We start from the raw sequence: 24411 nt of genomic DNA on the forward strand, positions 1-24411 counted from the left end.
ATATTAAGTCTTGGCTGCCTTTTCGGCTTCCTCTAACTTTTTCAATTGATCTACATCACAAGGGTAGTCGAACAGGCACTTTTCTTTTACAGCACTTACCACCTTACGGGGTACCAGAGCCTCCCATCCATCTTGCCCCGTTTTGATTAGAGACAAGACATTATCTGAGATAATATGAAGGTTTTCCACATTAGCACCTTTAATATTCTCAAGTTTATTATTATCCATCAAATAGCTGTAAAGGCCTTTAAGGTTATCAGGTAACTCAAAGTTATTTAAGGTATAGAGCATATCCTCCTCCCCTATTTTCTTCGCAGGGTATACATAGAACTTAACATTATTACCAAACAAAGTTCCAAATGCCTCTAATACACCACCCCTCAGATCCATATAGTACTTTTCTTCAAATACACGCTGCAAATTATAAATACCAAGTATGATACCTATTTTACGGCCTTTAGTAATTTCAGACAGATAACTTACCAACTTATAGTATTCGGGGTAATTAGAGATCATCACATTTTGACCCAAAGAGCAGATGATATCAACCCTATTTAAGAAATCCTTCTCATCGATTTCACCTTCCATTCGCAAGTCACTAAGCGTTAACTCAGTAAGCACTACTATTTTCTCCTTATCTACATCAGGTTCTTTCTTAAAATGCCTTCGGGCAGTAAGTAGCATATCTACATTCACATGAGTAACAGGCCTGAACCGCCCCCTCAGCACTAATACATTTTTCTTATACAATGCTTCAGAAGGCTGCATAGTATTTCCATCAGGCCCAAACATAGCTGCATGAGTATAACCATTTTTCACAAGCCTCAAGCTCATCAATCTGTTGTCTACATGCTTATAGTCTGGTCCATTTATTCTGAACATATCTATCTCCAACCGCTCTCTGGTTAAACCATCCATTAAGGAGTCTACCAGTTCCTCTGGGTCATGAATATTGAAACATCCGAAAATAAGATTTACACCAATTATACCTAAGGCTTGCTGCTGTAATAATGCATCATTATCTTTCATTTTCACATGAAGCACACATTCATTATACTCGCCACCAGGCTCAAACTGAAACCTTAACCCTATCCACCCATGTGGTTGATTACTCCTTTTATAGTTAAGCGCTTCTACTGTATTAGCAAAAGCAAAAAACTTGGTATTACTAGCTCTATGAGGCAGACGTTCTATCAATAAGTCATATTCATGCTCAAGCATCTTCATAAGCCTAGGCTCACAAACATATCGCTCGCACAATCCGTATATTGCATCACTAAAAGACATATCATACGCTGACATGGTTTTAGCTATAGTACCCGATGCTCCCCCAGCTTTAAAAAAGTTGGCTGCCACCTCTTGCCCTGCACCTATCTCTGCAAATGAGCCATAAACATCTTTATTTAAATTTACCTGAAGTGCCTTTTCCTTGGTTGTAAGTTTTCTTAAAGAATCCATGTGTTTTCTTATCCTGCCCAGAAATATAAATATTCAATTATAAAAGATAATTCAATGCCTTTTATATAGTCACAAAAGTAATACTATTGTCTTAACTATTGGGCATGTTCTTTTACTAAAAATCTTAACTCTTAATATTTGTTTTTCGTTCATATTTCACTCTGATTTCTAGCGGTTGACGAAGCCCTCATATCTACTTATTTATAACAAAATAGAGCATTTGGTTACCACCTAAAGAAGAATAAATATAATTTTCATCATGAAAGAGGTCTTATTAGACGGTAGACTGAAGTTTTCTTTTGATAAATCATAAAATGTCCATATTTTCGGCGCTTTAAAACAATTTGAAATATGGCTAATAGAGGTGGATTCAGCAGTAAGTTAGGTTTTATTTTCGCTGCTGCTGGTTCAGCAGTAGGTTTAGGGAATATATGGAAATTTCCTTATGAAGCGGGCCTTAACGGGGGCGCAGTTTTTTTAGTAATTTATTTAGTCCTCACAGTAGTAGTATGTTATCCTATTATGATAGGAGAAATAGCTATTGGTAGAAGAGCTCAATCTGATGCTTATGGCTCCTACAAAAAATTAGGAGGTTCTAAATGGGGATTAATTGGACTATTTGGTATTATCTGTGGTATAATGATATTATCATTTTACAATGTAGTAGCTGGATGGGCCTTTGGTTATTTCTTGGAAATTTCATTCGGCAGCTTACTTAAAAACGGTAATTACGCCTCGTTCTTTTCAGAATACACTGCTGACATTTCTGACAATTTCATATTCTCTCTATGCTTTATGATCATTACTGCCTTTATAGTAGTAAAAGGTGTACAAGGAGGTATTGAGAAAGCTTCTAAAATTTTAATGCCTGTATTATTCGTTATTTTGATAGGCTTAATTATATATTCTTTAACGCTACCTAATGCCATGGAAGGTGTTAAATATTATTTACTTCCTGACTTTTCTCAGTTCAAAGCAGAAGCTCTTTATTCTGCCTTAGGACAAGCGTTCTTTTCACTGTCTTTAGGTATGGGGGCTCTCATCACCTACGGATCGTACATCAGTAAAGACGACAACATCATTTCTTCAGCCACTTTGATTACGATAATGGATGCGTCTGTAGCGTTTTTAGCAGGTTTATTAATATTTCCTTTGATATTCTCTCAAAATCAAGAGCCTACAGCTGGCCCTGGATTAGTATTTGTGGTATTACCTGGAGTATTTGAAGCCATGGGCCCATTAGTAGGGCGAATAATAGGAGGTGGATTTTTCCTTCTGCTATGTTTTGCCGCTCTTACTTCTACAATTAGTTTATTAGAAGTACCTGTAGCTTATTTAGTAGACGAGAAAAAATGGCCAAGAAAAAGGGTTGTATGGATATTGGCCGCTTTAGTATTTTTAGTAGGTATCCCAAGTATGCTATCTCAAGGAGCTGTTGAGCTGTTCTCAAAACTACCTTTCTATAGTGATAAAGACACTCTTACCTTCGTATCTGAATTATTTAGTGATGTAAGTTTACCTCTTGGGGGCTGTTTAATGTCAATATTTATTGCTGTTAAATGGAAAAAGGAAAACTTTAGTGAAGAAATTAGCCATGGTAACCCAGGTTATAAAGGTTCATTCTTTGAGAAGTTTATCAATTTCATGATCACTATTATATCTCCAGTGGTACTTGCATTTTTATTCTTAACCACAGTTTTAGATAAGTTTTTCCACATCTCTTTAATATAAAAGTTAAAACAGAGAAAAATATTCAATAAAAAAGGAGCTAAATTAGCTCCTTTTTTATTGAATATTTTAAAGTCACACCCTATTCTACTTTATAAATTCTGGCTACGTTGTTCCTATGTATTTTAGGATTTAAAAAGTGTAGCAACTTATCAAAGTTAGATGGCGTAATTTCCTTATCGAAAGCAAGCGATTTACCTGGAAATAGATTCTTTGCTCTAGCCAGTCTGGTTTCAAAATCTTTATCTCCTTTAAACACTATATAATTAGGGTGTTTCTTCAGCTTCTCAAATCGTGATTTCACTACTTCCACCGATTCGGCTGCTCCTAGTGTATAAACAATTACGTACGAAGAGTCTAAATAAGCCTTAGATTTATATACTGTTTCTACTAAGCCTGATGTAGTACTAAATAGCTGGCCATAATCAATGCATTTGGTACCATAATAGTATGCAGGCACTTGCTTTACGGAATTCCTCTCGCTTTCTACCACAATTGATGTTACATCTCCTTTTGTAGAAAGATAATGCAAAGGAGCCACTCTATCCTTCTTAGTAAAAGTCAAGGCCATAGCAAATGCAACCACCACGTTGATACCCCAGAAGAACTTCCAAAACCCATGTAGTAATTTTGTATGCTTTGCCCAATATTGCGATTGCTCAACAAAAGCATTCCATCCCATTATACCTAAAATAATGAGCATAGGGTACATTGGCAATACAAACCTCTCTTGCTTATTAGGAAAAGCTGAGTGAACAAGAAAAAAGATAACCACTCCAACGAACATCATTGGTTCTACCTTTTTAGCTTTCCATGCTCCAAAAACCAGAAATAGACTTATTGGTGGCACTAAAAAGCCTATGGTAGTAAAAACGAATTTAAATGGAGACCCTGTAATATAGTTATATGCATTTTCAGAATTATAGGCGAAATAATTTACTACAGACTCGAAAGGATATTTAAAAAAGATTATATCCGGAATACCGATGATAATAAAAGCAACTATCAAAAACATAACAGAGAACAAAACACTCTCTAACCATTGCTTTCTAAATAACATCACTATCCCCATACCTCCAGCAAATAAAACGGTATGCAGCCTTATAGAAAATGCAACTGCAAACAAAGCACCTGATATTACCCAAACACTCCATTTTTTACTTGCATGATTTTCACTTTTTATAATCAAATAATAGGCCGCAAGCATAGGAGGCACACACACTAACTCAGCCAAAAACTTTACGCTTAGGTATGGCATAAACCATAAAAAGGCAAGCATCCACCCTACATAAACAGCATTTTTTCGATTTGAAAGCAGCTCTGTGATTTTATATGCAAAGTATATGGTGAGTAAACTATAAAATGAATGAATTATACGCAAAATATCTGTTTTTACGTACGAGTCGGTTATACCAACACCATCAATCAACCATATAAATACGGCATTAACACCTGCATAAAGCATGCTATGCTTGGGCGGCAAAGTATCGTTTATCCAATAAGGAATGCCATGAGCCCAGCTTTCGGCTATTCTTATAACATCGAAATGATCATCATGAAAGGCATACCCCTCAGAAAAAAATGAGGCAAGCAACCTAATAAATAAAGCAACTAATAAGATAATATTGAGAGGATTTTTCTCCCAATGATTGGAAAGGTTTTCTTTGTAAGTCTGTGCCAATTCTTTAAAATTTAATGCACAAAACTAATCTATTAATACAGGCCAATCAAGCTATATTTTTATTATGCTCAATTGACAAGCCTCATAAAAAAGGCTCCGTTTTTAAAGGAGCCTCTATATATTAGTTAAACTGACTTTTTCTCTTCTTCCTCTCTTAACTCTCGCCTCAATATCTTACCAACATTAGATTTTGGCAATTCTTTTCTAAATTCTATTACTTTAGGGCGTTTATAGCCTGTTAGATTCTCTTTACAATAAGCCTTCAACTCTTCTTCAGTAAGCGAATCATCTTCTTTTACGATAAAGACTTTCACTATCTCAGTAGACTTCTCATCAGGCACACCCACTGCTGCTACTTCTGCTACCTTCGGGTGGCTGGCTATAACATTTTCCACTTCATTAGGATACACATTAAAGCCTGAAACATTAATCATATCCTTTTTCCTATCTACAATTTTGAAAAAGCCATCATTATCCATCATCCCCATGTCGCCCGTTTTAAACCAGCCTCCTTCAAAAAAGACTCCTTTATTGTCTTTATTAAGATAACCTGACATAACCTGAGGTCCACGTGCACAAATTTCTCCAACCTCTCCTAAAGACAACTGATTGCCGTTTTCATCGAATATAGCCATCTCTGTACTTGGGGTAGGTATGCCTATGCAGCCCACACGATGCTTACCATCTAATGGGTTTACAGCCAATACTGGCGATGTTTCACTTAGTCCATAACCTTCTATGAGATCACATCCAGTTACTTCTTTCCACTTTTGAGCTACGTAATCCTGCACCGCCATTCCTCCTCCAATACTTACTTTCAATTTACTGAAGTCAACATTTTTAAATTCGGATTGGTGCAACAAACCATTAAACAAGGTATTTACACCTGTCATTATAGTGAATTTATATTTTTTCAGGTCTTTTATAAATGCCTTCATGTCACGAGGATTAGTAATGAGCACATTCTTGGCTCCAATTCTAATCATAAACATTCCGTTTACTGACAATGCAAAGATGTGATACAGCGGAATTGCAGTAATTGCAGTCTCTGTTTTACCAATATCCAATAGCGGTGAAAACCAATGGTTGACTTGCTGAGTGTGAGCTACAATATTACCATGAGAGAGTTTGGCTCCTTTAGATACCCCGGTAGTACCTCCCGTATATTGTAAAAAGGCTAAATCATCTTTGGTCAAATCTGGCCTATCGTACTTTAAGGAAGCCCCTTCTTTCAAAACCTGTTTAAATGGCACTGCATCTGGAAGGTGATAAGCAGGAACCATCTTCTTCACATTTTTGATAACGAAGTTAACCAGACCTCCTTTTAAAGTACCTAGTAAATCTCCTATCTGTGTAACTATAACCGTTTTAATTGAGGTATTAGCCAAAACCTTTTCAAGGTTATGAGCAAAATTAGCCACTACAACTACAGCCTGAACTTCAGAGTCTTTAAACTGATGTTCCATTTCACGTGGTGTGTACAGTGGGTTGGTATTTACCACTACTAGTCCGGCACGTAATGCTCCAAGTAAAGCAATAGGGTATTGAAGAGTATTTGGCATTTGAATAGCAATGCGATCACCTTTCACCAATCCACATTTTTTTTGCAAATAAGCCGCAAAATGTGATGAATACTCATCCAACTCTTTATAAGTAATGGATTTACCAAAATTTACAAAAGATACCTGACTACTATATTTGAGAAATGACTCTTCGAACATCTCCAGCAAAGAATTATATTCTAAGTCCCCGATTGTAGCTGGTATACCTTTGGGGTAGTTTTTTACCCATGGAAAATCACTCATATTGGTATTTACATTAAATTCAAACGATTCCGAACTATTCAAAGATTAAAAAAAAATCTGAAGAATATTAGAAATTAGCAATTTAAAATAAAAGAAGATGCTAAACATTAATTTCAGTGAAATAATATAGATAAGATTTTAGGAGGAAAGTGACTTTAAACCAAATCAATAGAGAAAAGGTACATGGAGTTAGAAATGAAAAGTAATTATTATAAATTCTACTAAACAAACAAAACAACCATGAAAAAACCTATTTTCTTATTTCCATTAACTTTAGTTTTGGTTCTAACAGCTTTTTTGTTCTTATCAAGTAGCAAAAAACAGCACGCAGAAATAAAAGTGGAAGAAGCAACGGCTAGCTTACCTTGTCAAGAGTCATGTGCAACTGAAAGAACTACCTGTTTGGCTGGTTGCACAGACATGCAATGTAGAGATTATTGTAAATTTCAATATCTTGACTGTTTACAAACTTGCAATTAAGCATAAAAAAGGTGTTGTTGAGGATCAACAGCACCTTTTTTATGTTTTATTAAATCTTTAAAAAAGATTTTAAATTGCTTACAAAATATAATTCGAAGCCTGAAATACCCCTATTTCACTAACACTATGATTGTCTTGCATCAGCAACTTGGCTCCATATTTCTAGTAGAATAAAATAGATAATAAGCTCAGCATACTAAGACTAAAGAAGTATAGCAGATGCAGAAAACACACGAAATTATGACCAAGAATAGCATTAGGCCTACACAATAGAATTGTTTCAATTAGTTATTGAACGCATATTCTTTCCACCCCACCCCAGGGCACATTTTTTATTCTAGCGAAGGATTGAGATAAAGGAATATTTTTTAGGTGGGCGAGTAAGCACCTGATCACGCCTCCGTGAGTAACAACTGCAATGCTTCTATAAGGCTGTATTTTAAGCTCATGATAAAACTCCACTACTCTAGTATAAAGCTCCTGATATGACTCTCCATTCAAACAGGGAGTGTTAACATAATCATCGTACCATGGCTGTATATCTTGCGGAGGTATGTCATTCCATTTTTGCATTTCCCATTCACCAAAATCTAATTCTTTGAGTCGAGAATCAATGATATAATCCTTATTGACATGAGAGGCAAGCGTGGAGCAGCGTTGTAATGGACTTGAATAAACTTTATCTATAGCTGAAGGGAGCTGAGATAAAACATCCTGAATTTCCAATTTATAGTTTGCCACTAGAGGTATATCAGTATGACCATAGCAAATACCTTTTTCTATGTCGGGAGTGGTATGACGGATCAAGTAAATTTCCATATCAGTAAAATTGATAAACCTAAAAACACTTCGGTAATTTGCTGAGTGGCTCCAAGGCTGTCTCCTGTATATCCACCTATTTTATAATTAAAATATTTCCCTAAAAGAAGTTTTAATCCCACACAAGGCAAAATCATTAATAACAACCAATAGTTGGAGGTTAAATACATTAATCCACAGAGAGGAATTAATGCAAATAGTGCTCCTGTGATGAGAATTTTAAAACCTATTTTCTGTGCTACTGGCTTTGACTTACTATCGTCCGTTGCACGTGCATAAGTATGAGAATAAATAAACGTACTGGCTGTAAATCGGCTAATCGAATGAATAGCAATAGTATTTAATAGAATAATTACCAAGCTTTTGCTTTGATAAAGATCTTGAAAAAGAGCTACTTTCAACAACATCAACATTACCAAGCCAAGGACTCCATACGTACCTAGCCTGCTGTCCTTCATGATTTTCAAAACCTGATCTTTATCCCAGCCTCCACCAAAAGCATCACAGCTGTCAGCAAAACCATCTTCATGAAAAGCTCCTGTTAACAAAATGGATACTATTAATGCAATAATTACAGACAACACAGGTGAAAACATTTGTACTGCTCCATGATAAGCTAGTGCCATGATTGCGCCCACGAGCCAACCGATTAAAGGCAAGTATTTAGTACTGATATTTAAATATGCCTCATCGTACTTCAGCCACTTGTATGCAGGCAGCCGAGTGTAGAACATTACAGCCGTTAAAAATATATGCCACTCTCTCTTCACTATTCTTTATTGCTTACTCCGGCAGTTTCAAAGCTGGCCATATCGTTTAAAAATGTAACTGCAGATTGTATAATGGGGTAAGCCAATGCACATCCAGTTCCTTCCCCCAAACGTAAATTCATTTTCAAAATTGGATCAGCTCCTAAGTATGCTAATAATTTCTTATGTCCCTGCTCTTCTGACTGGTGACAGAATATTGCGTAATCTTTAATATGATTATCCATTGCAGAAGCAATAGCAAATGCCGCGGTCGCGATAAATCCATCAACCATTACTAACATTCCCAATGACGCGGCTTTCAACATCGCTCCCACCATTTGAGCCACTTCAAACCCACCATATGTCATCAGAATATCCTTTGGATCGCTAAGCGTTCCATGATGTACCAGAGCCTGCTCTAAAACAGTCAACTTCTTCTGAAGTGCTTCTCCAGCTACACCTGTTCCACTACCCACACATTCTGAAAGTGAATAGCTCGTTAAAGCCTGCATAATCATGGCTGCACTACTAGTATTAGCAATACCCATCTCTCCAAATCCAATAATATTACACCCTTTATTGTGAATATCATTCACCACTGAAGCACCACTTTCCAAAGCTTGCTCCAGCTGCTCCGCAGTCATGGCTTTGGCATTTAAAAAACTCTTAGTACCATATCCCACTTTTGCACTAATCAAATCAGTATCTGCAGGAAAATCATAATTAACACCGGCATCTACAATACTTAACCCGATGGCATTTTGCTTACAAAACACATTAATAGCAGCTCCTCCACCCAAGAAATTCATCACCATCTGAAAAGTCACCTCTTGCGGGTAAGCACTAACACCTTCATTAGCGATGCCATGGTCACCAGCAAAAACCACAATATGCGGGTTTTTAAGTGAAGGTGTAAGGCTTTGCTGTACTTGACCGATTTGGAGTGCTAACTTCTCCAATTGCCCTAAAGCTCCAGTAGGCTTAGTCTTAAGGTCTATTTTATGCTGTAAATCGGCATTTATATTTTGATCTATTGCTGGTATTGTATTCACCTTGTAATTATTTAAATACTATTATTCTAATTCACCTTCTGCCTCCAAATATAAAGACTTTAGCGCTTCAATTAACTCGTTATCAGGGTTCTTCCACATTTTACGTTGGATAGCCTCAAGCATTCTCTCCGACATATCTTTCAAAGCCCACGGGTTATGTTTTTCGAGAAAAGCCTTATTCGTTTCATCCATGAGATAAGCCTCCGTAATGCCTTCATACATAAAATCTTCTACCATATCAGTAGTAGCATCATATGCAAAAAGGTAATCCATAGTAGCGGCCATTTCAAATGCCCCTTTATAGCCATGGTCTTGCATGCCTTTGATCCATTTAGGGTTCACCACCCGCGACCTGTACACTTTATGCAGCTCTTGTTTCAATGTCTTCACCCTCGGGTTTTCAGGTCTGGAATGGTCTCCAAAATAAACTTCAGAAGACTCCCCTTTCTCTGTTTTAACCGCCACAGCCATTCCTCCTTGGAATTGATAATAATCATCAGAGTCCAAAATATCATGTTCTCTATTGTCTTGGTTTTGCATCACCACATCAATAGTTGAAAGCCTTTGCTTAAACACCTCGTGCGCTGATCTACCACTATTTTGCTTTCCATAATAAGCATAACCGCTCCAGTTGATATATACCTTCGCCAGGTCCTCAGCAGTAGTCCAATTTTGACCATCAATTACTCCTTGCAGACCTGCCCCGTATGCTCCCGGCTTAGAGCCAAACACACGATATAAAGAACGCTCTTCTGCCATTAGTGGATCAAGACCTTTCTCTAAATGCTTCTCCTTTTCTTCCAAAACACGCCTTCTGACTGGGTTTTGATCTAATGGCTCGTCTTGCTCTGCCACACGCTTTACCGCTGCGTTAAATAGAGAAATAATATCAGGAAATGCATCTCTAAAAAAGCCGGAAATCCTGAGCATAACATCTACTCTAGGTCTTTTCAACTGCATCAAAGGTATGACCTTAAAATCTTTAACTCTTCTATTTTTTCCTTCCCAAATGGGCTCTACACCTAAAAGCGCAAGTGCTTGTGCGATATCATCACCTCCAGTACGCATTGTGGATGTACCCCAAACAGAAAGCCCTACGGTATGAGGATATTCTCCATTTTCTTGCAAATACCGCTGAATGATTAAATCAGCACTTTTCTTGCCCAGTTCATATGCCGCTTGTGTAGGCACCGTACGCACGTCTACAGAATAGAAGTTTCTGCCTGTAGGCAAAATATCTAAACGACCTCGCGTTGGAGCACCCGATCCTCCGGAAGGTACATATCTACCATTGAGTCCATGAATCAAATTTCCTATTTCATTTTCAGTGCCCTGAAGCTTTGCAAGGGTGTGAGATTGTATATACTGAAGCACCTGATGTATGGCAGTTCCCTCTGTGGCTACATTTTCGTTTGAATCTAAAAGGTGCTCTACGTAATGCTTAGCTTTCTGCTCTAGCAGTTCGATCACTTTACCTTTTGTTCTATAAGTAGCTCCTTCTATTTCTCCTTCAAATGGAGTTTCATAATCTACCGCCAAAGGATCAAACCCGAGTTCATAATCCTGAGCTAGCGCCTGAGTAATTCCTTGCACTCCGGCATATGGCAACCTGTGTAGCGCCACAATTAAATCAGGTAATTTCTCTGACACAGGTAAATTGCCAAATATGTGCAATCCTCCTCTAATCTGTGCTTCTTTAAGCTCACATAAATAACCATCGATGGCTTCCAACAGTAGTTCGATGTCATTGGTATCAGTGCCTAAATCAGACTTTAATTGAGTAGATTCTACTAACTCGGATATTTTTTTCTTTAATAGTGCAGAACGCTTGGCATCTACCAAAGCAGCTTCGTAATATTCATCTATCAACTGTTCGAGCTGAATAAGGTCTCCATAACTTTCCGCACGGGTAAGTGGTGGCACCAAGTGATCTAAAATTACCGCCTGATTTCTTCTTTTGGCTTGTGTCCCTTCACCAGGATCATTAATAATGAAAGGATAAAAATGAGGTATTGGCCCCAATACTGCAGCAGGAAAACATGATTCCCGGCTTAATGCAACACTCTTCCCCGGCAGCCATTCTAAATTACCATGTTTGCCTACATGAATTAGTGCATCTGCATTAAACTCATATTGTAACCAAAAATAAAAAGCTAAGTACTCATAAGTAGGAGGTAAATCAGGGCTATGGTAAGAAGCTTGTACATCTACATTGTAGCCTCGGCTAGGCTGTATACTTACAAACACATTGCCCAATGTAAATCCTGGCACCATAAATTGGCCATTACGGTGCATCGGAGAGTTTAATGGATGCCCCCATTGTTCTTCTATTTTACTTCTGAGCTCTTCCGAAATGGCATTGTAATACTTAAAGAAGTCAGCCGCACCAATGCTTATAGCGGCATCTTTCAACACTAAACTATCTAAGTCATTGGTTACATAACTGGTAATTTGGGCAATCAGCGCTTCACTATCCTCAGGTATGTCCGATCCTAAATCATAACCTTGACCTTTAAGTGCAGCTATGATTTTCACTGTACTTGCCGGTGTATCTAACCCTACTCCATTTGCCAAGCGACTGTCCTTATTAGGATAATTAGGCATAATCAAAGCCACTCTTTTATCTTCGTTATGCTTTTGCTGCAGACTACACCAATTGGCCGCAAACTGCGTTACGAAATCAATTCCTTCCTGATGGGGCACATATTCGATCACCTCAGCATCAGTAAGTTCATCTTTACCCTGAGATTCTTTAAATGATATTACAGATGCTATTATTTTGCCATCTACCTCGGGCAGCGCTACATTCATTGCTATATTAGTAGGCGGCAGTCCGAACGTATTTGCTTGCCACACCTCTTTATTAGAACTGGCAAAAATGGCTTGGATGACAGGCGCATTGATTCTATCAAATATACCCGTTTCATTATCGCCCAATGTTTTGAGAGCAAACCCCGTAGTATTGATAATAACTGATGGTGCTTGTAGCAATTGACCTATCAACTCCTCCACTTCTTGCTCGCTACCAGCATCTCTAAAACTCAGCGCCATAAGCACTACAGGATACATACCTTTGGCTTCCAAACTAGCACAAATGGCATCTATTGGTTTTAGATTACTCGCCAGATAGTGTGCTCTATAAGTAAATATTAAGGCAACAGGTTTATCTTGTGGCTCTACCCCGTTAAGTATACCATCAGTGGCATTATAAAAAAATAAATGAGGGATATGCTCAATTGGTGCTAATTCATACCTTTTACTAAAATTTTGATTCAGTAAAAGCTGAATGGCTGTTTTTGTATTTTGAACTCCCCCTGCCACTAAATATTTCCATAGCTTATCTACCACACCAAAAGGAGCTGTACTCATCTGCATCAGCTCAAGATCAGGCTGGTCGTACCCCGGCAAAAATATAATGGGGATGTCGTTATCCTCAGCTATTTCTAATATTGCCTCACAGAGATAACTATAATAAGCCTTTCCTCCAAGTAACCGCAGCACAATGAGTTTAGCCTGAGAAGCTACCTCATCCAAGTAGGTGTCAATGGTAAGCTCCTGCTTCATATATACCAAGTTCGTGGTTCTCAGACTTGGTATTTTCGGCTCAGTAGAATGTAAGTTGGAGTAAGCCTCTTTTACAGTATTGAGTTCTGTATCACTCGCAGAGAGAAATAAAATATCTCCGGGCTTTTGGTCAATGTAGAAAACCCCTTCTTCATTTGGGTTCCAACCTCCGGGAATAGTAGCTATTAAATGCAAAACAGTTGGGAATTAGGTACTATCAATAAATTGAATTAAAAAAAGTCTGCCTTTCTCTTAATGCAGAAAAAGGCAGACTTTTGTTTAGTTAGACACAGCTTCAGAAAGCTTCACATCTATATCTTTTATATTTCTTCCTATGATTACAAGTCTGGTTCTACGCTCTTCACTTTCACTCCAAGGCCTGTCAAAATAAGTATCAAACCTATCACCCACACCTTGTAAAATCATACGCATAGGCTTGTCTGGAACGTTCACAAATCCTTTGATACGATAAATTTCATTAGACTTCACTAATGCTGTAAGATCTTTAGTCAATTGCTTAACATCTGTTATAGCTTCTAATTCTACGATCTTAGTATCGATATCATCGTCATGTTCATGATCATGCCCGTGCTCATGGTGATGCTCATGTAAAGATGGTCTGCTCTCCAAATCATCTTCTGCACTAGCCCCAATACCAAGCAATACATCATTATCGATTTCTCCTTTAGAGATAGGAATAATCTTGGTATTAGGTCGAGCCTTTTTCTCTATAACGGCTTTAATCTCTTCATACTTTTCCTCATCTACCAAGTCTCTCTTGCTCATTAAAATAAGGTCTGCGCAAGTCAGCTGATCTAAGAAAAGCTCTTCAATAGGGGTTTCGTGGTCTAGTGAATCATCCGCCAAACGCTGTGCCTGCACCCTTTCTCTATCACAAATTTCACCTGTAGCCATACCTACCGCATCTACCACGGTTACTACCGCATTAATGGTAATGTGTGGCTTTAACTCCGGCCAGTTTACAGCTCTTACCAAAGGCTTAGGCATAGCCAAACCTGATGTTTCTATTACAATATGATCGATATTGTCTTTATTTTCTATAAGCTTGGTCATAGCTGGCAAAAACTCCTCTTGCACAGTACAACAGATACAACCATTGGCTAACTCAACCAAGTCACATTCTGGATCTCCGCAGCTTTCTTTAATGATTTCTCCATCTACGCCTACTTCTCCAAATTCATTTACTAAAACAGCTATTTTTTTGCCATTGGCATTGCGAAGCATATTATGTAATAAGGTAGTTTTTCCTACCCCTAAAAATCCTGTAATAACGGTAATAGGTATTTTTCTCATGGTGTTGCTATTAATTTGTTTGATATAGGTTTCTTTAAAATCTAAATTCTCGCTTTTATATAAAATTGATGCTCCATCTTCTTCACAATGTTTTACCGAATGCGGAGCGAGACCTCGTGATCCAATATTTTACATGGAGCATCAAAGAACCTTAAAAGTGTATTACTTTTCTGGCTGCGCTGGCTTTTTCCTTTTATAAAGAAAAAGATTCCACTTTTCTTCTTCCATACCGCTGGTGTCCATCTCTGCGCGAGCAAGCGTAAAAAACAGATCTGACAATCGGTTAATATAGGCTGCAATATACTCCTCCACACATTCAGGATCTTCTTGCATCAAAGTAACAAGTCTACGCTCTCCTCTTCTGATTTGGGTACGAATAACATGGCACAAAGCAGATATTTCCGTTCCGCCTGGCAATAAGAAGTAATCTGAAGGTGAAGACATAGCCGCTTCAAGCTCATCAATCCACTGCTCACAGAATTCGGCTCCATCCGTTGGCTTTGGGTTAGGATTTGCCTTAGTAGAAGCTGATGGCCTGGCCAAATGTGACATCATATCCATCAAATCTTTTTGAATGCGATGTAAATTAGGCTGCCAAGCATGGTCTTTTCCCAACTTAGACCTCATTAAACCAATGGTACTATTGGCCTCATCTAATACGCCATTACATTCAATTCTCGGTGAATCTTTATATTCTCTTTTCCCTCCGAAAACGCCTGTTTTTCCGGCATCTCCCTTTCTGGTATATATTTTCATGTGTATAGTATTTATCTTCAATCGTCACATGGAATTTTCAATTTCATGTGCTATTCTATTTCTATTATTTTCAATAAGTTTTCAAACGATACTTCATCACCAAAATAAAGGTGTGTATAGGTAGCAAAGGTGTTTTTATAGCGAAACATTTTAGTATTGGCCTTACTTTCCCGTGCAGTAGCGAAACTGCCAAAATCAGCAACATCACCTTCTTTTATAATATTAGAATAATGAAACTCATGACCTTTCAAGCTCAAATCGCCATGAGTAAAAGTACGATACCCTAGCGTCAACTTCATCTGCTGCATTGAAGTAGTAAAATCAAGCAACGAGGCTGTACTTTGCTCTACTCCTTCTTTATTAGCAATTGAGTTTCCTAAATACATCATTCCACCACATTCCGCGAGAATATGCCCCCCTTGCTCTCCGTAATTTTTTAACGCATCACACATCTCCTTATTCTCTGCAAGCTGATCAACAAAACATTCAGGATAACCGCCAGGGAGATACACCAAGTCCGCATCAGGCAGCTTTGTGTCTTTCAAAGGACTGAAAAAAGTCACTTCCCCCCAATGGGAAAGTGTTTCTATATTTTGAGGATAGCAGAAATTAAACGCCTCATCTCTAGCAATCGCAACTTTTCTATTTGTTATACTCCTTTTAGGCTGCGCTTCATAAACTTCAGGCGCTGCACAATTGCAAACCTTCAACAGTTGATCAATATCTACCGTTTCTTCCAACTGCTTAGCAATTCTTTCTATTCCATCATCATATTGCTCTATCGCAGCCAAGGAAAGTCCCAAGTGCCTAGAAGGAACTTCAGCTTCTTTTACTACCGGCAGGTACCCGAAAGCATACAACCCCACATCATCACATGCTTCTTTCAAAAACTGATAATGGCTTGCCGTATTCACTCTATTGAATATTACTCCTACTATATTTACATTCTCATCAAAATGCTTGAATCCATACATTAAAGGCGCTACAGAATAGGCTACAGACTTAGCATCTATCACCAGCACTACCGGCAAGGCCAGCTTTTTAGCCAATTCGGCCGTACTTCCTGCATCCTTCTTCATGCCATCAAAAAGCCCCATCACTCCTTCTACACATGCTGAACCTGCCTCTTGAAGGTATTGAGCATACAAATTCTTTATATGTGGTTCTGGCATCATAAATAAATCCAGATTAATGCCATGTCTGCCACATGCTACCTCATGAAACTTCGGATCGATATAATCTGGCCCTGATTTGAAAGCTTGAGGTAATAAGCCGCGTTTCTGCATTACTCGAAGTAAACCCGTTGTCAACGTAGTTTTGCCCGAGTTGCTGGTAGGTGCGGCAATTACAAACTGTGGCTTCATATCCATTATTTTACTTTTAAAGGAATACCCGACACCATCATAGTCACATGATCTGCGGTACTTGCTATGTATTGATTTGTCCAACCTTGTAAATCAACAAATCTCCTACTGGCTACATTATCAGGTATTACACCCATGCCAATTTCGTTACTCACTACTATCCAATCACAAGCACTCAAAATAGCTTTATCCCACTCCTGCTTAGCCAATGCTAAGGCTTTATCTACATCATACTCTGCCACATCGAACCAATTGGTAAGCCAGAGCGTAACACAATCTAACAATACCACTTTACCCTTAAAATCGTGGTTGGACAAGTACAATTCCTCTTCCACCGTTTCGAAAGCTTCTGACCTGTCCTTTTTATGCCGGTTGATCCTTTGCTTATGCTCTTCATCCCATATTTTGGAAGTGGCCAAGTAAACCGGGTTATCCGCCAAGGACAACGCCAATTGCTCCGCATGCCTGCTCTTTCCTGACCTTTGCCCTCCTGTTATGAAATGTATCATCAGTTTTTAGTTCAAAATTCTATTATTGATCTTACTGGCACTTGTGCTCTATTGGCCCACTGTTTCGCTTTACCCAACTTCACTATTCCTTTTTCTGTATCAATAACCTGGGCATTTACTTTACCAGCCAAAAGCTGGCGGTAAACTTGAATAGACTCATCAAAAGGGTGTTCTCCACTTCCTTTATTCACTCGTCCATCAGTAAGTATATATAAATTCACCATTTCTGAAGCACCATCGGCATTGAGCAATCCGTACACTTTTTGCAACGCAGCAGAAAGATTGGTTTTACCTCCTGTTTTCATCTGCACAATGGAGTTAATTACAACTTCAGCATTATCTACCCAAGGGCAAATCACTTGTGCATCGCTTTCAAGCAGCCCCACTACAGCATATTTCACTTTTTGCTTTCGATTGCCTTCAATTGTTTTTTGAAGCAACCCTTTTACTTCAGCTATAATTTGATTTCGTGCCATTGAAGCACTGCTATCAATTAAAAAGATGGTTTTCAACTCTGCTTTGGCAGTCACCTGCTTATGCTTTAGCTCAAACCTGCCAGAAGCCAAATAATGTTTTACACTACCGAAAACATCGCGTTGGGGAAGATGTCCTTTCTGTAAAGTTCTTCCAGCACTAATTCCTTTTGGTAATTCTACTCCCTTTGATTCACTTTTAGTTATGGCCTGCATTTTCATGCCTTTTTGCTTATCTACAGGCTGAAACCATTGATCTATATCCTGCCCACTGCCCTCTTCACCATTTAAATCGCCTTGAACTTTTTTTCTTGCTCACCCTCCTGCGGTGAGCTATCGTTCTTTTGATGGTTATTATCAGGATTTTTACTTCTATGCCTCAGTACAAGCATAGCCACCTCATCAACATGAGACGGCTCTACTTCTTTATCTCCTAAGAAAGCTGCATATGCGCGTGCTGCCTTTATTATTAAAATATCGGCCCGCATCCCTTCTACCTGATGAGCCACGGTTAATGCGGCTACTGTTTCAAGAATACTTTCAGCAACATGCACATCTTTAAATGAGCTTCTTGCCTTAGTCAAACGTTGTCTCAATTTCGCTTCATCAGCAGCACATTTATCGATAAAACCTTCAGCATCGGTATCAAACGCTAAGCGTTTAGCCGTAATATTGGCCCTTATTTTAATATCAACAGGAGTAGTAATATCTACGCTAAGCCCAAAACGGTCTTTAAGCTGCGGCCTAAGATCACCTTCTTCAGGGTTCATAGTACCAATGAGGCAAAACCTGCTGTCTAGATTCAGTGAAATGCCCTCCCTCTCTAAATGATAGCTACCCGTAGCTGCTGCATCTAGCAATACATCCATCAGGTAGTCATTGAGCAAATTCACTTCATCGATATACAAAATTCCTTGATGAGCCTGAGCCAAAAGCCCTGCTTGTACTACTTGCCGTTTATTATTGATCAATTGTTCTATATCTACACTTCCTAGCAGCCTATCTTCAGCCACACCAATGGGTAAATTCACAAAAGGGAAACTATGTGCTTCATCTTTCATCAGGTGCGCTAAAGACCGCACAAGTGTAGTTTTACCTGTCCCTTTATCGCCCATGGCTAAAACTCCGCCCAAAGTTGGGTCTATTATACAAAGCTGCAGTGCAAGTTTGAACTCATCATGCCCAACAATAGCTGTAAAAGGAAACTGGTGCACCATTAGTTATAATCTTAAAAATTAAGAGTGAGTTTCATATGCATATTTCTACCCGCCAAGGTGTAGCCACGCTTTTCATAGTAGTTCTCATCGGTCAGGTTTTTAACAATAAACATTAAAGCTACCTGCTCAGATAGTTTAAAACCTGTAGTAAGATCAACCACCATAAAAGGAGCATATTCTATTTCAGGGCGTTTAGCATAATCTGTCCAGTCAGTATCAAACCTATGCCCTACATACCTACCTGCGAGCCTCAAGTTGAAAGTCTCACCAGAGTAATCAATACCATAATTATAAGATAAATCAGCCACGTTTTGAATATTAGACTTATAGCTATCTTCACCCTCAAACCTATCTTCAGTGGTAAAGTATTTAGTAGCATTTGCAAAAAGCTTTAATGAATAAGCATAATTAGCGTAAGCGCCCAAATCCCAAGAAGCAGCTAGCTCAATCCCACTCATCCTTGCTTTGTCAGCGTTAACATAAGTGGTTCTAGAAACAATGGTATCGCCTTCGCTGGTAAACTCCAGCCCATTAACTTCTACATTTTTTGTAGTAATTCTATCCCTTACAAAAGTGGTGAAATATGTAGCATCCAGTGCTAATCCATTTTTTACATTGTTATAACCAATACCTCCGTCAATAGTAATTCCTGATTCTGGATCAAGATCAGGATTACCTTCAGATACGTTAACAGCACCGGTTCCACTTACAGAGTACCCTGCAACATAGTAAGCCACTGGTGTTACAAAAGCTCTACCAGCACTTCCGTGAATGTTAAAATGATCATCTATATCATATTTCAGGCCTGCACTAGGATTAAATACGTTATAAGATTCTTTTCCTTTTGTATAACTATCTAAAAATTCAGTGTCCTTCACATCAAATGTAATATGATCTAGTCTCACTCCTAAGGTGGCATGCAAACGATCTTCTAAGAAAGAAAAATTACCCTGACCAAATAATGCAGTAGAATAAATACCATAATTGGGGTTATAAGGCGCTGTTTCATCACCTGTAGTCGCAGAGAAGCTCTGACTTTCTGAATTAGCTCTGCTATAATCTACTCCAAAAGCAATCACGTGATTTCCCCAGTTGAAATTATCCTGCAACTGAAAGCCTTTCCAGCTGTTGGTGTATTTACTGGTGACGAAATCAGCCAATTCTCCATTGCTCACGCTTCGGTAGTCATAATACTCCAAACTTGAATACGCCTTAGCTTTTAAGGTATGATTTTCGGTGAGCGCTCCGGTTACCGTCACATCAGCACCATAGCGATATGGGTTTTTAATGCTCTGGCTTGAATTTCCATAGGCAAAATCACCAGGAGACTGTACATCATGAGCCGAAAACATTGAACCTGAAACATCAGCTCTCCAATCGTCATTAATATCTACTCCAAACCTGATATCTCCAGAGAAATATTTGTATTTAGTAAAATCACGCTCTTCTCCATCGGCAAAAGCATCATTACCTGTTAAAACAGAATCAACACCGTGCTCAGCGTTATAGTAGGTACGTTCTACTTCATTCCAACCATACCTCTCTCTAAAGAAATTATCGCTACCGTATGTATAGTTATCAACTTGGTTAAAGTAATTCAAGTTAACATCAAAGTCTGTTTTATCATCAATAGAACCGCCAGCATTGAAACCTACTTCTATGGTATTGTAGCTGCCGTAAGATCCTGTAATTGTCTTTTTAATTTCGCCTTGAGATTTTTTAGTGATAAGGTTAACCACACCTCCCATGGCTTGCGAACCATAAAGTGACGAAGCTGCACCCTTTATCACTTCTATTCTTTCAATATTATCTAAGTTAATAGTAGCCAAGTTAGAGGCTCCTGCCGGGCGGCCATCTATCAACACCAAAGACCTTTGGTTAAGCCCTGAAAACTGTGGTCTATAACCTCTAATTCCAATGCCTGATGATAAGCCAGGGTACTCTATTACATCAACACCCGCCATTTTCTTTAAGGCATCGGTAAGGTCTTTTGGGTCTGCTTGTTTTATATCTTCTTGAGATATGACTACTATTTTTTGCGGTAAATCTTCAACCTTAGCATTCACTCTGGATGAAGAAATAGTTATTTCCTGCAGTAATGTATCTTTTAATGCAGGTATTTGCTGAGCGGAAGCAGTATAACTTCTTCCTAAAAAAACAGCTCCGACAAAAAGTAAATATTTAATTTTCAATACTATAGATTTATTAATTACACATAATAAAGCATAGCAATAGGAAGGAAAAAATGAGATAACGTACGCCATCAAATAGAATATATCAATGGAGTACTCCCCCATTAGCCTTTTCATCCGAAAGCTATGGACTACACTTAAGGCAGGTCTTCTGACTCATCCCAGCTAAAATCACCTTCCCATTCAACAGAACAGTGGCTTTAAAGACCTTAGCTCTCAAACTCTCGTTTCAGGATATACAGCTACGGAGATAGTTCCGGACTCACACCGGATTCCCTTTTAATTTCAGTAGCAATTACTACCACTGAAAACCTAAAGATATGCAAGTATAAGCATTAGTATTGAGTAATTTACCATTGTATACCAATACCTTTATTTGCTCAAATCAATGTATTATGAGAGGCTGCTAATTTTATCACACCCTATTTAATCGCCTCTATTTGCGGTCGTTCTAAATATATGTTAACAAAGTGATTCCACACCTTATGATCAGTGGTTTTATCTTTCGCTATTAACTTTACCGTACCATCCTGACTCTTCAGGCGCAGCACATGACACCGTCCATCTAATGTTTTAAAAATCTCAACGTGCCTTATTCGTGCATCTTTATAGGCTTTAGGAGCATCTTTAGAAGGCACACCAATAGCAAATTCTGCATTAAACTTATATTTTGATATAGACACCCATTTATCTTCATAATTGAAATCAACAGGTATGTTAAATTCAAAATATTCTGCCCCTAATTCAGGAATCCTTATTTTTAAATCAAGTAGGAATTTCTGAAATACATCCTTCAATAAAGGGTAAAGATTTTGCTCCTTAGGGTTGGCCTTGGCCATTATTACTTCTCCAAATTCTTCGTCAAAAACTTCACTAAACTCATCAGGAGCTGTAGGCTTTAAAGGATTATCAGAGGCAACATAATCCATCCCTTCTTCATACAAAGTATATTTCTTAACTGGCTTCCCTTGTTTGATATGTTTACCTACGATCTCAATGGCCTTAGCTACCGTCAAATTTTTATACCATGTATTTTCTGGCATTACTATCATGGTAGGTGCATCTTCACACCTACCATTGCACATGGTTTTAACGGTATGCACAGAAGAATACAGTCCTTCTGATTTCATATAAGCACGAATTTCGTCCGTAATATGCTCCGCTCCCTTGCGCTTACATGAACCTCCATTACAAAACAACATGCAATGAGATACTTTACTTAGGTCTTTCCCCATATTTTAAGGCTTTTTTTAAAGCTTCAATACTGTTTATATGATTTATTTTATGGTTTGCTTTTATCATCCATCTACCTTCCTCTTCATCACTAATCACTACTTCTAAATCTGCATTACTCACTATTTCATATCCCTCTTTCTCCATGGCATGGCAAGTCCATTTATACAAGAAGCCTTCACCTTTCACCGCAATTTTCTGCTGGTAATTATGGTTAATTTTGAAAGCACCTGTTTGTCTATCGAACTTCACATAATCGTCTTTAAAAGCAGAACTAAATTTATTTTCTATAATAAGGTCTTCCGGTGTACCCGTAAAGAGTTGCCCATCTTGTCCTATTAGCCAAACCATATCCGCTAGTTGTATAGCAACTTCCAACTCATGAGTAGATAATAAAATGGCCTTATTAGTTTCAATAGCAAGTTTTCTTAAAAGTGAAAGCAATGCCACTCTATTGCTTACATCTAGGTGTGCCGTGGGCTCATCTAAAATTAATAGAGGAGTATCCTGAGCCAAAGCCTTAGCAATCATTACACGCTGCTTTTCCCCATCACTCAACTCATGAATATGTACATCTGCAAAGCCATCAACCTGCACCAGCTCCATAGACCTCTGAATAATATCCTTGTCTTCCTTAGTAAGTTTACCTAACCAATTAGTATAAGGCGTGCGTCCTACTGACACCACATCAAATACGGTAAGGTTCACTGGAGTTACTTTTTCTGATAGCACTACACTAATCAACCTTGATAAATCGTATCGGGGTAATGTCAAAACATCTTTACCATCGATATATACCTTACCCTTAAGCGGAATGTGCAGCCCTGTAATGGTGTGAAGTAAAGTAGACTTACCTACTCCATTAGATCCTAATAAGCAGGTTAAGCCTCCCGTTTCAATAGAAAGATTCAAATTTTGAAGCAATGGCTTATTTCTATACCCTACCGCAAGGCTTTCAGTATGTAAAATCAAATTATCCATGGCTATATCGAAGATTTCATTTTACGTGAGCGAATTACCACCCATATCACCACCGGAGATCCAATAATAGCTGTAACAGCATTGATCGGTAACGTATTATTATTACCTGGCAGCTGGGCTATTAGGTCGCAACCTAACAACAAAGACGCTCCAATAAGTATAACTGCAGGTATTAGATAAATATGATTGGATGTTTGCAACACGGCTCTGGCAATGTGCGGCACTGCAAGACCAATAAATGCAATAGGCCCGCAAAATGCAGTAACACTACCTGAAAGCAAACAAGTAGCAACGATAATCACTATTCTATATTTCTTAATAGACACGCCTAATGCTCTGGCGTATGATTCTCCTAAAAGAAATGCATTGAGTTGTTTCTGAGCTATTATGCTAAGTAAAATACCTAATAAAACCAATGGAATTAGGATATAGAGTTGGGTCCAAGTGGTACCGGCCAGACTACCAAAGGTCCATATTAAGTAAGCTTGTATTACTTCTGCGTCATTAAAGAATTGTAAGATACTTACTACTGCTCCTGTTACGCTGCCCACCATCATACCAATAATTAGCAATGAAACATTATCTCGCAACCGGAATGATATTACTAATACAATAGCCAATACACTAGAAGAACCAATTACAGCAGCCATTACAGTTGCCCAATTTCCCAGTGCATGCAAACCTCCAAAAATGGCACCTCCACTCATCACAAGTAGTGCTACGCCTAAGCTGGCTCCATTACTAATCCCCAGCACAAATGGACCTGCCAAAGGATTACGAAATAGTGTTTGCATCAATAAACCAGAAATAGCCAAGCCTGCTCCTGCCGTTACTGCCGTAATGGCCTTTGGCATTCGGAACTCATGAATAATAAAGTCCCAACTTTCCTTTTCTATTGGCTTACCTATAATACTTTTTAATATTTCTCTTAGAGGAATACTTACTGTACCATAACGTATATCTAGCATGAATAGTAAAGCCAAAACCCCCAGCAAAATGGTATAAAAAGTGATATATTTAGTTCCCTTCCCCATGC

Annotated in this window: 18 protein-coding genes and 1 riboswitch; of the genes, 1 reads left to right on the plus strand and 17 read right to left on the minus strand. The window is 38.4% G+C overall.

From position 1 onward, the window contains the following. Positions 1 to 3: 3 nt before the first annotated feature. Positions 4 to 1458 (minus strand): TonB-dependent receptor, encoded by a 1455-nt coding sequence (locus ACXACQ_RS22265; RefSeq protein WP_474978212.1) that lies wholly within the window; start codon positions 1456 to 1458, stop codon positions 4 to 6. Between the two features lie 351 nt (positions 1459 to 1809). Here ACXACQ_RS22265 and ACXACQ_RS22270 point away from each other — a divergent pair, with 351 nt between their 5' ends. After that, a complete protein-coding gene (locus tag ACXACQ_RS22270) occupies positions 1810 to 3189 on the plus strand; it encodes a sodium-dependent transporter (protein ID WP_474978213.1) in 1380 nt (459 codons plus the stop codon). Positions 3190 to 3268: 79 nt separating this feature from the next. On the opposite strand, the gene ACXACQ_RS22275 is transcribed toward ACXACQ_RS22270, so the two are convergent. The 16 genes from ACXACQ_RS22275 to ACXACQ_RS22350 form a co-directional block, all read right to left on the minus strand. After that, positions 3269 to 4867 carry an ArnT family glycosyltransferase gene (locus ACXACQ_RS22275; protein ID WP_474978214.1) on the minus strand — a complete coding sequence of 533 codons (1599 nt, stop codon included), beginning with the start codon at positions 4865 to 4867 and terminating at the stop codon, positions 3269 to 3271. Between the two features lie 125 nt (positions 4868 to 4992). Continuing rightward, positions 4993 to 6672, minus strand: a complete 1680-nt coding sequence (locus ACXACQ_RS22280; protein WP_474978497.1) for an AMP-binding protein — start codon at positions 6670 to 6672, stop codon at positions 4993 to 4995. Between the two features lie 768 nt (positions 6673 to 7440). Next, entirely contained in the window at positions 7441 to 7971 is a 531-nt protein-coding gene (gene cobC, locus ACXACQ_RS22285; protein WP_474978215.1) for an alpha-ribazole phosphatase, read from the minus strand. Continuing rightward, positions 7956 to 8741 carry an adenosylcobinamide-GDP ribazoletransferase gene (locus ACXACQ_RS22290; RefSeq protein WP_474978216.1) on the minus strand — a complete coding sequence of 262 codons (786 nt, stop codon included), beginning with the start codon at positions 8739 to 8741 and terminating at the stop codon, positions 7956 to 7958. Before ACXACQ_RS22290 ends, cobC begins: the two co-directional genes overlap by 16 nt. Next, entirely contained in the window at positions 8741 to 9772 is a 1032-nt protein-coding gene (gene cobT, locus ACXACQ_RS22295; RefSeq protein WP_474978217.1) for a nicotinate-nucleotide--dimethylbenzimidazole phosphoribosyltransferase, read from the minus strand. The genes ACXACQ_RS22290 and cobT overlap by 1 nt, the downstream gene beginning before the upstream one ends. 21 nt (positions 9773 to 9793) lie before the next feature. Continuing rightward, positions 9794 to 13531 (minus strand): cobaltochelatase subunit CobN, encoded by a 3738-nt coding sequence (cobN, locus tag ACXACQ_RS22300; RefSeq protein WP_474978218.1) that lies wholly within the window; start codon positions 13529 to 13531, stop codon positions 9794 to 9796. 84 nt (positions 13532 to 13615) lie between these two features. Further along, complete coding sequence (cobW, locus tag ACXACQ_RS22305; RefSeq protein WP_474978219.1) at positions 13616 to 14650, minus strand: cobalamin biosynthesis protein CobW; 1035 nt, start codon at positions 14648 to 14650, stop codon at positions 13616 to 13618. Positions 14651 to 14812: 162 nt separating this feature from the next. Then, positions 14813 to 15406 (minus strand): cob(I)yrinic acid a,c-diamide adenosyltransferase, encoded by a 594-nt coding sequence (locus tag ACXACQ_RS22310; RefSeq protein WP_474978220.1) that lies wholly within the window; start codon positions 15404 to 15406, stop codon positions 14813 to 14815. A gap of 50 nt (positions 15407 to 15456) precedes the next feature. After that, a complete protein-coding gene (locus tag ACXACQ_RS22315) occupies positions 15457 to 16770 on the minus strand; it encodes a cobyrinate a,c-diamide synthase (protein WP_474978221.1) in 1314 nt (437 codons plus the stop codon). 5 nt (positions 16771 to 16775) lie between these two features. Beyond that, positions 16776 to 17279 (minus strand): bifunctional adenosylcobinamide kinase/adenosylcobinamide-phosphate guanylyltransferase, encoded by a 504-nt coding sequence (locus tag ACXACQ_RS22320; RefSeq protein ID WP_474978222.1) that lies wholly within the window; start codon positions 17277 to 17279, stop codon positions 16776 to 16778. 11 nt (positions 17280 to 17290) lie between these two features. Next, positions 17291 to 17968 carry a vWA domain-containing protein gene (locus ACXACQ_RS22325; RefSeq protein ID WP_474978223.1) on the minus strand — a complete coding sequence of 226 codons (678 nt, stop codon included), beginning with the start codon at positions 17966 to 17968 and terminating at the stop codon, positions 17291 to 17293. 71 nt (positions 17969 to 18039) lie between these two features. Beyond that, on the minus strand, positions 18040 to 18969 hold the full coding sequence (locus ACXACQ_RS22330; RefSeq protein WP_474978224.1) for a magnesium chelatase ATPase subunit I: 930 nt from the start codon (positions 18967 to 18969) through the stop codon (positions 18040 to 18042). 11 nt (positions 18970 to 18980) lie between these two features. Then, positions 18981 to 21161, minus strand: coding sequence for a TonB-dependent receptor (locus tag ACXACQ_RS22335; RefSeq protein WP_474978225.1), 2181 nt, complete (start codon positions 21159 to 21161; stop codon positions 18981 to 18983). A gap of 124 nt (positions 21162 to 21285) precedes the next feature. Beyond that, positions 21286 to 21492, minus strand: a riboswitch (cobalamin riboswitch). A gap of 91 nt (positions 21493 to 21583) precedes the next feature. Further along, positions 21584 to 22396, minus strand: coding sequence for a (2Fe-2S) ferredoxin domain-containing protein (locus ACXACQ_RS22340; protein ID WP_474978226.1), 813 nt, complete (start codon positions 22394 to 22396; stop codon positions 21584 to 21586). After that, positions 22377 to 23375 (minus strand): ABC transporter ATP-binding protein, encoded by a 999-nt coding sequence (locus ACXACQ_RS22345; protein ID WP_474978227.1) that lies wholly within the window; start codon positions 23373 to 23375, stop codon positions 22377 to 22379. The genes ACXACQ_RS22340 and ACXACQ_RS22345 overlap by 20 nt, the downstream gene beginning before the upstream one ends. Positions 23376 to 23377: 2 nt before the next feature. After that, positions 23378 to 24409, minus strand: coding sequence for a FecCD family ABC transporter permease (locus ACXACQ_RS22350; RefSeq protein WP_474978228.1), 1032 nt, complete (start codon positions 24407 to 24409; stop codon positions 23378 to 23380). Positions 24410 to 24411: the final 2 nt, after the last annotated feature.

It is taken from the genome of Fulvivirga sp. AWR4_260 (genome assembly GCF_056158185.1).